The 12,382-nt window shown below is 34.7% G+C and carries 9 protein-coding genes and 2 tRNA genes; all 11 read left to right on the top strand.

Features of this window, described 5'->3' with window-relative positions; genetic code table 11:
- The first annotated feature begins 229 nt into the window (after positions 1-229).
- The 11 genes from NEH75_RS12895 to NEH75_RS12845 all read left to right on the top strand — a co-directional run bounded on the left by NEH75_RS12895 (position 230) and on the right by NEH75_RS12845 (position 12,341).
- The gene (locus tag NEH75_RS12895; RefSeq protein ID WP_262948984.1) at positions 230-619 is read left to right on the top strand and encodes a hypothetical protein; all 390 of its coding nucleotides are present in this window, start codon (positions 230-232) and stop codon (positions 617-619) included.
- Between the two features lie 474 nt (positions 620-1,093).
- Positions 1,094-1,170: transfer RNA gene (locus NEH75_RS12890), tRNA-Arg, on the top strand.
- A 109-nt stretch (positions 1,171-1,279) separates the two neighbouring features.
- A tRNA-Arg gene (locus tag NEH75_RS12885) sits at positions 1,280-1,356 on the top strand.
- Positions 1,357-1,492: 136 nt separating this feature from the next.
- The gene (locus tag NEH75_RS12880) at positions 1,493-2,464 is read left to right on the top strand and encodes a hypothetical protein (protein ID WP_068758808.1); all 972 of its coding nucleotides are present in this window, start codon (positions 1,493-1,495) and stop codon (positions 2,462-2,464) included.
- A gap of 81 nt (positions 2,465-2,545) precedes the next feature.
- Entirely contained in the window at positions 2,546-3,829 is a 1,284-nt protein-coding gene (gene tig / locus NEH75_RS12875) for a trigger factor (RefSeq protein WP_055243200.1), read from the top strand.
- A 179-nt stretch (positions 3,830-4,008) separates the two neighbouring features.
- Positions 4,009-5,235: an ATP-dependent Clp protease ATP-binding subunit ClpX gene (gene clpX, locus NEH75_RS12870; protein ID WP_055243199.1), complete on the top strand. Its 1,227-nt coding sequence runs from the start codon at positions 4,009-4,011 to the stop codon at positions 5,233-5,235.
- 217 nt (positions 5,236-5,452) lie between these two features.
- Complete coding sequence (gene lon / locus NEH75_RS12865) at positions 5,453-7,777, top strand: endopeptidase La (RefSeq protein ID WP_055304641.1); 2,325 nt, start codon at positions 5,453-5,455, stop codon at positions 7,775-7,777.
- A 12-nt stretch (positions 7,778-7,789) separates the two neighbouring features.
- Complete coding sequence (gene yihA / locus NEH75_RS12860; RefSeq protein ID WP_212725226.1) at positions 7,790-8,416, top strand: ribosome biogenesis GTP-binding protein YihA/YsxC; 627 nt, start codon at positions 7,790-7,792, stop codon at positions 8,414-8,416.
- A gap of 352 nt (positions 8,417-8,768) precedes the next feature.
- Positions 8,769-9,701, top strand: coding sequence for a 16S rRNA (cytosine(1402)-N(4))-methyltransferase RsmH (gene rsmH, locus NEH75_RS12855; RefSeq protein ID WP_055243196.1), 933 nt, complete (start codon positions 8,769-8,771; stop codon positions 9,699-9,701).
- 17 nt (positions 9,702-9,718) lie between these two features.
- Complete coding sequence (locus NEH75_RS12850) at positions 9,719-10,072, top strand: hypothetical protein (protein WP_055243195.1); 354 nt, start codon at positions 9,719-9,721, stop codon at positions 10,070-10,072.
- 61 nt (positions 10,073-10,133) lie between these two features.
- Positions 10,134-12,341 carry a penicillin-binding protein gene (locus NEH75_RS12845; protein ID WP_262948980.1) on the top strand — a complete coding sequence of 736 codons (2,208 nt, stop codon included), beginning with the start codon at positions 10,134-10,136 and terminating at the stop codon, positions 12,339-12,341.
- Positions 12,342-12,382 lie beyond the last annotated feature (41 nt).

Here is a 12,382-nt window from a genome sequence, read left to right as displayed (position 1 = left end):
TACTAGGCTGAATAGTTACGAAAAAAATAGAAAAAATACAAAAAAATCAACAAATAATACTCATTTTTTTAAAAAAGATGCGTATATTATAAATATAAAACGCTTTCTTTTTTTGGGGGGTAATCTCATTAACAACAGATAATAAAAAAATCAGTGTGGTGATCCGATGAATGAGTGAGATTAGCAGAAAAGAAAAGGCGTCTAATGAAACCATTTGGAGGGATCAATTATGAACGTATATTGGAAACCTACAGTGAATCAAATGATGAGTGAAGATGTTTTTAATCAATCACTACAAGAGGTTGAATGTAAGATTTCAGCTTGGGGTCAACGTGAGTTAGCATTAAGTGGTTTCTTATTAGCCTCATTTGTTGAACAAAAAGTAGAGGAATATAAACGTTCGTTTATTAAAATTGAAATGCCGTTTCATACAGAAGCAGAGTGTCAAGCTTATTTAGATGATTTTTCTCATGAATATGCTGAAGTTATTAAATTATTTCCTTATGACCGTTGGGTATGGGTTAAAAAACTAGAAGTGATACAATATGGGCCTTATGATATTCAGTGTGTTCATGTTCCTAGCCAAGTGTTAGATCATAAAGAATTCCCATTAGGTTAAGTTAGTATAGATGAGTTTGTTAATATCAAAGGAAAATCAATATAAGTCCGGAGAAGTTTTTTATATTGGAAAACTTTTAGTTGGACTATCGTCAGTTTTAGTATTAAAGCAATTGAGCAACTAAGACTGATATCCAGGGATGAAATACACTACTGTTTTCATAATTATATAATTCTCTAATATATCTAAAATAAAAAGAGGGGGGGAATTCTAAAATTCCCCTCTTTTTTAAACTAGTTAAAGTCATTATCAGAATTAGACTTTATTTTAATTCATCGATAACCAGCTATTGAGGCAGAGTTGACTAATAAAAAAATATTTTCATTTAATAAGGGATAGGGTTAGATAAACCTTTTGATCATTTATCTAACTCTTTTAATTGGAAAAAAATTCATGAATAAATAAGTGAAAAAATTGTTTACAAACGTCAGTAAATGGTTTAAAATAATCAATGTGGAAAACAAAACAAAAAATGTCTCGGTAGCTCAGCTGGATAGAGCAACGGCCTTCTAAGCCGTCGGTCGGGGGTTCGAATCCCTCCCGGGATGCCACTTAATTGAACTAAATGACTACAACGGTGTAGTTTTTTTAATGTCTAAGCGTTAGGTGTATATTAACGTCCGATGTTGGTCGTTTGTTTAATGTTTTTGAATAAAAAATGTCTCGGTAGCTCAGCTGGATAGAGCAACGGCCTTCTAAGCCGTCGGTCGGGGGTTCGAATCCCTCCCGGGATGCCATTTGATAGAAGATAATGAACTACATAATTGTAGTTCTTTTTTTGTTGTTTAAAAAGGAAGATGAAACGGAAAAAAACTAAACTCAAGTGAATATTAAACAAGGGTTGTTTACAAGATAAACGCATGAGGTGAAAAGATGGCAATGATTTATGACTTCCCGACAAATTATGAAGAAAAGATCGATCAAGCAACTAAATTAATGGAAAAGGGTTATATTGACCAAGCAATTTGTTTATTAGAAGATTTTTTAGAAGTTGTTAAAGATCAAAAGATTGAGTTCGAAGTGAAAAAGCAATTGATTACGGCCTATATGTTAAAAGGCGAATTTGAAATGTGTGAGGCACTTATTTTAGAAATAAAAGCGGCAAATTGTTTAGACTTAATTGTAGCGGCCCATGATATATTAGTCACGATGTTTCAACTTCCAGGTGATGTAGTAGAGACCAAGCAGTTAGAATATGGTCGAGAGTTAGGGTTAAACGTTTTAACGAATAAGAACCTCATTGAATTGGTTTATCAATTAAAAACATACTATGAAAGTTATTGGTATGAAACGATTGATAAAAAAATTCAAGTGTTAAAAAATGAATCTAGCTTTGAGACCCGATTGATGGTGTTATCTGATTTGCAGGCAATTGACCCGATTCAATTAACGTTATTTCAAGAGGAATTTGAGTCTATTTTAAATAATTGTTCTCAGCCTATTATCAAAACCATGTTATTTGAATTATTAGTACAAAAGGGAATTGAATGTGAAGTGAATTTTGATAGTGAAATGATGAGTAGACAACTTAAAACAACTGCAGATAGTTTAGATGAATTTTATGAGCAACTCAATCAGGCCATTCACCTTCTCTTTGAAATTGAGGTGGATGAGGACACAAGGCAATTACTCAAACAACATCTAATCTTCTTTTACCAGTGTCTCTTTCCGTTTGTAGATGAAGTTAATCCAGGGGAAGTCGTCCAAGAATTAGCTCGTATGCTCTTAGGGATTGAACTGGAGTTAGTTAGGCAGCAAAAGGGGCTTGATGATAAATTAAATACAATGACTGACATCACATACAAAATGAGTCAGTATATCCTAAGTTTATCATCATTAATGTAGAAATTAGGAAAAGCCTATGTTATAATTTAAAAGTTGTTACAAAGATGTAAACGCAACGTTAATAGATGGAGGTTATTAGACATGTCAGTTAAAGTTGAAACAGTAGAAACTAATAAAGTAAAATTAACAATCACTCTTTCAGCAGAATCATTCGATAAAGCATTAGATGCTGCATTTAAAAAAGTATCAAAAAATTTACAAGCACCAGGATTCCGTAAAGGAAAAATGCCTCGTCCAATGTTTGAACAAAAATTTGGTGTTGAAGCATTATACGAAGATGCATTAGATGCATTATTACCAAAAGCATACATGGATGCAGTTGCTGAAACAAACATTGCTCCAGTTGCAGCACCATCTTGGGATATCAAACAAATTGGAAAAGGACAAGAATTAGTTGCTGAAGCAACAGTTGTTGTTAAACCAGAGGTAGAATTAGGACAATATACTGGAATCGAAGTTGAAGAATTATCAACTGAAGTAACAGAAGCAGATGTAGAAGCTGAATTAGAAAAATTATTACAAAACCATGCTGAAATCGTAGTAAAAGAAGGTGCAGTTGAAAATGGTGATACTGCAGTTATCGATTACGAAGGATTTAAAGATGGTGTAGCATTCGAAGGTGGAAAAGGTGAAAACCATCCATTAGTAATCGGATCTAACTCATTCATTCCAGGATTCGAAGAGCAATTAGTAGGAATGAATGCTGGAGAAACTAAAGAAATCACAGTAACTTTCCCAGAACAATATCATTCAGCTGATTTAGCAGGAGCTGAAGCAGTATTCAAAGTAACATTACACGAAGTAAAAACTCGCGAATTACCACAATTAGACGATGAATTTGTTAAAGATTTAGATCGTGAAGGAATCGAAACAGTTGCTGACTTAAAAGCAGATTTAGAAAAATCAATCAAAGCTCAAAAAGAAACTGCTGCTCGTAACCATGTCATCGATACAGTAGTTGAAAAAGCAACTGAAAATGCTAAATTCGAAATCCCAGCTGAAATGATCGAGGGAGAAGTTGCTCAAATGGTTCGTGAAGCTGACCAACGTTTCCAAATGCAAGGATTTAACTTAGATTTATACTTCCAATTCACAGGAATGGATATGGATAAATTCAAAGCTCAATTACGCCCTGAAGCAGAAAAACGTTTAAGCTACAACTTAACATTAGAAGCAATCGTTAAAGCTGAAAACATCGACGTAACTGAAGAAGAAGTGAACGCAAAATTATCTGAAATTGCTCAAGCATACGGACGTGAATTAGAAGAGTTAAAAGCTCAATTACCAAGCTTAGCAATGTTAAAAGAAGACTTAAAAGTTCAAAAAGCTGTTGACTTCATCGTTGAAAAAGCAGTTCGTAAATAATTAATTGATTTATTTGATCATTATTTTTAATGAGGCGCGTAGCATTCGTGCCTCATTTTGTGCAATATAAGAGGTTGCAAAAAATGTCTAAAATGGACATTAATAATTTGGAGGGTAGCTGAATATATTGATAGTAGTTACTCAATAATGAGATTTGTCACTGTATGGAGGTGTAAAGGATGAATAATATTGATATTACCTGCTCATTTTGTGGGAAAAGTCATGATGAAGTCAATAAAATAATTGCTGGACCTGGGGTGTATATTTGTGATGAATGTATCCAAATGTGTTCGGAAATTATTGAAAATGAACAGTCTGATGAGTTAAGTGAAGAATTTAAAACTTTACCAAAACCAAAAGAAATTTATGAACTATTAAATGAGTATGTCATTGGTCAAGAGGATGTTAAAAAAGTATTAGCTGTAGCGGTATATAATCACTATAAGCGCCTAACTTCAAATAGTGAAGCTAACGACGATGTTGAAATTTCAAAAAGTAATATCTTATTACTAGGATCAACAGGTAGTGGAAAAACGTTATTAGCACAAACTTTAGCCAAAGTGTTAGATGTCCCATTTGCGATTGCCGATGCAACATCATTAACAGAAGCGGGATATGTTGGAGAAGATGTTGAAAACATTTTACTTCGCTTGTTACAAGCTGCTGATTTTAATGTTGAAAAAGCTCAACGTGGAATTATCTACATTGATGAAATTGATAAGATTGCTCGTCGCTCAGATAATCCGTCAATTACTCGTGATGTTTCGGGTGAAGGGGTTCAACAAGCCTTATTAAAAATTTTAGAGGGTGTTGTTGCCAATGTTCCACCACAAGGTGGACGTAAGCATCCAAATCAAGAGTTCATTCAAATTGATACAACAAACATCTTATTCATGGCTGGTGGAGCTTTTGCTGGAATTGAAGAAGTGGTTAAACGTCGTATCGGTAAGAAAGTCATTGGATTTGGAGCGGATTCAAAAGCTAATAACATGAGTAAAAAAGAAATCTACAGTCATATCCAACCGGATGATCTTTTAAAGTTTGGATTAATTCCAGAGTTTATTGGACGTTTCCCGATTATTGGAGCATTAAACCCATTAGAGGTAGAGGATTTAGTACGTATTTTAACAGAACCAAAAAATGCATTGACGAAACAATATAAAAAAATCTTCCAAATGGATAATGTTGTATTAGAGTTTGATGAAGGAGCGATTTCAGCTATTGCTGAAAAAGCAGTTGAACGTAAAACCGGAGCTCGTGGATTACGTTCTATCATTGAGTCAATCATGACAGATGTTATGTTTGAAATCCCATCAACAGATAATATTGAAAAATGTATTATCACACGTGATGTGATTGTGCATAATGAAAAACCGACATTAGTTTTTAAAAATGATGTAGCATAATTAGTATTTACTAATATTTTTAAAGTTTTTTGTGCTATAATAGAAGATAGAGTAAGGAAGCGAATAGCTTCCTTTTCTATATCATCTGAAGTGTCCGCTTATGATATAACTTGAAGTTGTTGATCGAAAATTAACCGTACAACAGTGAATGTCAACATGAAATTCCTGTTATCGACCAAAATATGTGGTGTTAAAAGTACTAGTGAGGTGAGTGGAAATGAGAATAGATGTAAACAGTGTCGAGATGCATACGTTGCCTGTTTTACCAGTTCGCGGCGTCATCTCATTACCAAATACAGAAGTTCGCTTAGAAATCGGTCGTCCACAATCGATTGAGGCATTAGAAGCATGTGAAGCTAATGGAAATTATGTGGTATTAGTTTCTCAAGTGGATCCAAATGTAGAAACGCCTCAAAGTGATGATTTATTCCAATACGGGACGATTGCTAAAATTACAATGAAAATTAAACTTCCAAATGGGCATTATAAAGTTAAGTTTAATTCGATTGCTCGTATTGAAGTTGAAGAGTATACGCAGCTTGAACCGTACTTTGAAGCAGTGGTTAAAACCATGCCATCCGTTTTAATGGATTCTGATCAAGAAGAGGCGATGCTTCGTTTATTAATGGAGGAAGTATCTGAACATGGAAGTTTATTATTTGCACATCCAGCTGATGTCACAGCGTTAATTGATGGGGCAGAAACAGCAGAAAAGATTTCAGATATTATCGCTTTTTATTTAAGAATTTCTGAAGAAGATAAAATGAAGTATTTACAAATGACTTCAGTTGAGGAACGTTTAACGGCTCTTTTAAAAGAAATTGAAAAAGAAAAGCATATTGCACAATTAGAAATGAAGATTAATCAAGAGGTTAAGCGTTCGCTTGATGAACATCAAAAAGAGTTTTATTTACGTGAAAAAATGAAAGCTATTCAAAAGGAACTAGGTGATGACTATTCGAAAGAATCGGTGAGCCAAGAGTTCCGAGAGAAAGTGCAGTCGTTACAAATGCCGGAAGCAGTGAAACAGAAGGCACTCGAAGAAATTAAGCGTTTTGAGATGTTACCGGCTAATTCAAGTGAGGCAGGGGTTGTACGTACTTATTTAGAATGGTTAGTAGCAATACCATGGAACGTACAAACAGAAGATAATAAAGATATTTTATTTGCTGAACAAACATTAAATGATCAACATTTCGGTTTAGAAAAAGTAAAAGAACGTATTTTAGAGTATTTAGCGGTTAAAACAATGACAGGGAAAAATCCATCAACAATTTTATGTTTAGTTGGTCCTCCAGGTGTAGGAAAGACATCATTAGCGCGTTCAATTGCTGATGCTTTAGGACGTAAGTTTGTGAAAGTTTCCCTAGGTGGTGTCAAAGATGAATCTGAGATTCGAGGCCATCGTCGTACTTATCTAGGCGCATTACCAGGGCGTATGATTCAAGCGATGAAAAAAGCTGGAACAACAAATCCGGTTTTCTTATTAGATGAAATCGATAAAATGGCAAGTGATCATAAAGGCGATCCAGCTTCTGCGATGTTAGAAGTTTTAGACCCTGAACAAAACAGTCATTTCAGTGATCATTACTTAGAAGAAGAGTATGATTTATCACAAGTTTTATTTGTTGCAACAGCTAACTATTTAGAAAATATTCCAGCACCACTTCGCGATCGTATGGATATCATTCATGTAGATAGTTATACAGAGCAAGAGAAAGCTGAAATTGCAACGCGTTATTTAATTCCACGTCAATTAGAGGCACATGGATTAACAACTGAGCAATTAACAGTAGCTGATGGTGTTGTTATGGAAATGATTCAATATTACACACGTGAAGCGGGAGTTCGACAGCTTGAACGATTAGTTGGATCAATTTGTCGTAAAGTAGCTAGAAAATTATTGACTGAAAAGTTAGAAACTGTTCATGTCAACTCAGAAGTGCTTGTTTCATTACTTGGTAAACATAAGTTTACTCATGGATTAGTGGAACAAGAAGACCAAATTGGAGTGGTAACTGGATTAGCTTATACACAATTTGGTGGTGATATTTTACCAGTCGAAGTGACGTATTATAAAGGAACTGGGAAAATGGTTTTAACAGGTAAATTGGGAGATGTGATGAAAGAATCTGCACAAACAGCGATTAGTTATGTTCGTGCGAATGCAGAACGTTTCGGAATTGATCCATTAATGTTTAAAGATCATGATATTCATATCCATGTTCCAGAAGGAGCAACTCCAAAAGATGGCCCATCTGCTGGGGTAACGATGACAACAGCTCTTGTCTCAGCATTAGCGAAAAAATCTGTTAAGCGTGAAGTTGGGATGACAGGTGAAGTAACATTACGTGGCCGCGTGTTACCAATTGGTGGATTAAAAGAAAAATCAATTTCGGCTCATCGTGCGGGATTAAAAGTTGTTATTATGCCAAAAGATAACGAAAAAGATCTAGATGATATCCCACAAAGTGTGAAAGAAGATATCACATTTATCCCAGTTTCAACAATTGATGAAGTATTACAGCAGGCATTACGATAAGGTGTTGATTATATGCAAATTAATAAAGCAGAATATGTAAAAAGTTGTGTTCGTGCGGAACACTATCCAACGGACGGATTACCAGAGATGATTTTCGCAGGGCGTTCGAATGTAGGAAAGTCCTCTTTCATTAACTCATTAACAAATCGCAAACAATTAGCGCGTGTATCAAGTCGTCCAGGGAAAACTCAGACATTAAATTTCTATAACATTAATGATATGATGTATTTAGTTGATGTTCCTGGTTATGGATATGCAAAAGTTAATCGTTCATTAAAAGAGTCATTTGGACGTATGATTGAAGAGTATCTAGTCGAACGTGATGAGCTAATCTTAGGTGTTTTGCTAGTAGATTACCGTCATAAACCGACTCAAGAAGATATTGCGATGTATAGTTTATATAAATACTATGAGATTCCAACTTTAGTGATTGGAACAAAAAAAGATAAAGTTAATCGCAGCCAACATAAAAAACAAGAAAAATTAATTAAGGAAACCCTTGATTTTGATGAAAATGATGTGTTTGTTGCTTATTCTTCTGAAACACATGAAGGACGTGAAGAAGTATTAGAGATTTTTGAAGATTTAATCCAACAATATCATGAAGTACTAGCTGAAATGGCGCTTGAAGAGGAATAGAAAAAAGCTTCCCAATTTTTGGGGAGCTTTTTTTAAAGTTAAATGATCATTATATGAAAGAAGATGGAACATTAGAATTTTTTTGTATAAATCATTTCAAATTTATTTCAAATGCAATGGAGATAATGTATAATTAGTGGTGAAAAGTGGATATATAAGCCATCATTTATAGTTTTATTATTAGATTAATAGATATTTGTTGAGGATGCATGATAAACACACTTTTTGCTGATGATACGAAAGAATGTTACCTATTCATCGTAGATAGGTCATTTAGTTATAATCGATAAATTAAAGAAACAGAACTTGATATATCACTGATATAAGAGTTGATTTATAGGAGGTTTCAACCATGTTTAATCACTACTCAGTATTACTTCATGAATCAATTGAAAATTTAGACATCAAAGAAGATGGAATTTACGTTGATTGCACATTAGGTGGAGGAGGCCACAGTAGCGAGATTTTAAAACGACTAACGACTGGGCATTTGTATTCATTTGATCAAGATACATTTGCTATTGAAAATGCAACGAAACGTCTACAAGCGATTGGAAATAATTTCACGATTATTAAAAGTAATTTTGTTCATTTGAAGGACGAGTTAAATGCACGAGGAGTTGAAAAAATTGATGGAATTATTTTTGATTTAGGTGTTTCATCTCCACAATTTGATACACCAGAGCGTGGATTTAGTTATAACCATGATGCAAAATTAGATATGCGTATGGATCAAGAAGCCGAATTATCAGCTTATGAAATTGTAAATGAGTGGGAATATAAAGATTTAGAATTTATTTTCCGTGTTTATAGTGATGAGAAGTTTTCAAAACAGATTGCACGTGCTATTGAGCGCTATCGTGAAAAGCAGCCAATTGAAACGACATTTGAATTGGTTGAAATCATTAAATCTGCGATTCCTGCACCTGCGCGTCGAAAAGGTGGACATCCTGCTAAACGTACCTTCCAAGCATTACGTATTGCAGTCAATGATGAACTAAAAGTATTCGAATATGCTCTAAAGGATGCCATGGATATGCTTGCGATTAATGGGCGTGTTGCGGTTATCACTTTCCATTCATTAGAAGATCGAATTTGTAAACATATGTTCAAAAAGAGAAGTGAAGCGAAAGATATTCCACGTGGATTACCAATTATTCCTGAGGAATTCCAGCCAGAATTTAAGGTCATTACACGTAAGCCGATCGTTGCTGACGAAGGGGAATTAGCAGAGAATAATCGCTCGCATTCTGCTAAATTAAGGGTAGCAATGAAGTTAAAATAGGATAAGGGGGAAAATAGATGAGTCCATTAAAAAGACAGGTTGAACAGCAACAGCCGCTTCAAAGAAGAACGGTTAAACCAACTCAAAAACGAAAAGCGAAGAAAAAAGGATTATACTCACTACAAGGATTAGTAGGGATGACAGTCGTAGGAGTATTTCTTCTTTTAATTGGACAACTGTATTTAGATGCTCAAATTAATGAGCTTCATTATCAGGTAGAGAGAAAGAAACTTGAAATTGACCAACAAGTGGTCGTAAATGAAGAGTTATATTCAAAAATTTCAGAATTATCGACCTATTCACGTGCGATGGAAATTGCGAAAGAAAATGGTCTTTCAACTTATGAGAATACGATTACGATTGGAGAGTAACTTCGGTTACTCTCCGTATTTTTAACATCAAGAAAGAGAATGAGTTGTGAGGTTGATGTAGGTGAAACGAAAGAAACAACAATTAAATAACTTGGGGAGATGGACACTGTTCATAACGACAGCTTTTTTTGGAGTGCTATTTTTATATGTAGCTGGTTGTTTTGTTAAAATTGCGGTAACGGGACAAACAAGAGGGACGGATTTATATGAATTTGCTCTTGAAAAATATTTAGTCGAGGAAGTTGTAACAGGAAGACGTGGCACTTTATATGATCGTGATGGAAATGCTTTAGCAGAACAATTAACTTCATATACCTTATACGCCAATTTATACGAAGAGTATGGTGACGTGGTTGAGGATATTGATGAGACAGCAGAGAAATTAAGTACAGTTATTGATTTGTCAAAAGAAGAAATTGTTGAAATTTTATCGAAAGATGCTTATCAAGTAGAGTTTGGGACAGCAGGGCGACAGTTAACCTATTTAGAAAAAGAAAAAATTGATCAATTAGGATTAAGTGGAATTGGATTCCGACAAAATACTAAGCGATTTTATCCAAATGGTATTTTCGCTTCGCATACGCTAGGTTATACGAAGCTAAATGAAGAAACAAATGTCTTAAAGGGTGAAATGGGATTAGAACTTTATTTAGATGAATATTTAGCTGGAAAAGATGGAGTTATCCAATATATTAAAGATAAAAAAGGTTATTTACAGCCCAATAAAAAAGAATATGTGATTCAACCAGTAAAACATGGTTATGATTTTTATTTGACACTTGATTCAACGATTCAGACTTTTTTAGAGGAAGCGATGAATAAAGTTTGGGAACAAGCTAACCCTGAAAGTTTAGTAGCTGTTGTGGCTAATCCTAAAACGGGTGAAATTGTGGCGATGGGAAGCCGTTCGAGTTTTGATCCTAATATTCGAGATATTGAGAATTATAATAATCCAGTTGTCTCTGAACCATTTGAACCGGGATCGACGATGAAAATTTATACTTACGCAGCAGCGATTAATGAAGGAAAGTATTCAGGGAGTCAGTTTTATGAGTCAGGATCTCGCTTAGTTAATGGATCAACGATTCGAGACTATAATACAACTTGGGGGACAATCACGTATGATGAAGGATTTTATCGTTCCTCAAATACTGCGATTATTGATATGTTAACGAATTGGATTAGTCCGGATAAATATATTGAATATTTAGAAGCGTTTGGATTTGGAAGTCAGGTAGGATTACCACTTCCATCAGAAAGTGCTGGAACATTGCCAACAGATTGGGATTTAACACAAAAAATGACGGCTGGATTTGGACAAGGGATTTTAACGACTCCCATTCAGCATATTCAAGCTATTTCAGCTATTTTAAATGGTGGGCAAATTATTAAACCTCAATTGATTTCACAAGTCTATGATTCAAATACTGAGGAAATAATTTATGAATTTAAAGCAGAACTGGGAGAAACACCAATTACCGCTCAAACGGCTGAACAGGTAAAGCAGTTAATGGTTGGTGTTACTTCAAATAAAACCGGTTCTGGGCGACTTGCGTATAGTTTAAATGGTTTTACAAGTGGTGGGAAGACTGGAACAGCCCAGATTGCAGATGGAGCCAATGGTTACCTAGCCAATGAGTATCTGTATAGTTATATCGGATTTGCTCCGGCTGAAGATCCGGAATTGGTGATGTATGTTGCAATGAAACGACCTGAAACAGGTGGACATGATCAATTAGGACAAATTTATCGCTTTGTTATGCAAAATTCGTTAGTCTATTTAGGAGCTGAAAAAACACCAGTCGTGGATATTGCTGATGTTTATCAAAATACAGAAGTTCCACAGATTATTAATGAATCAATCGAGGAAGCCGTTCTAAAAATTGAAGAGGCAGGATTAACACCAATTATTATTGGGGATGGAACGCAAATATTTGCTCAATCTCCAAAAGCAATGTCTTCTGTTAGTGTTGGAAGCAAGGTGTTTATTCAAACCTCAAAAACATATGCCTTACCTAATTTTACTGGGTGGACGAAAGATGAAGTGGTTCAGTTTGCGATGTTAACAGGATTACAGGTCGAGTACATGGGAGAAGGATATGTGTTGGAACAATCTATTCAACAAGGACAGTTGTTGACAAATCCAATTGGAATAACGCTGACGTTAACGAAAGATTTAACTCAAATTAATGAAAAACTTAACTTGCAAGAAGTTCAGATACAACCTGAAGATTTAACAACTGAATCCAAAGATGAAGGTTCTCAATAAATAGGCTCTTTGTCAACTGGTGTGGGTGAAGAAATTTTATA

It is taken from the genome of Turicibacter sp. T129 (genome assembly GCF_025594975.1).
In the GTDB taxonomy this organism is placed as follows: Bacteria; Bacillota_I; Bacilli_A; order MOL361; family Turicibacteraceae; genus Turicibacter; species Turicibacter bilis.
This window is presented reverse-complemented; position numbering and strand designations above follow the sequence as displayed.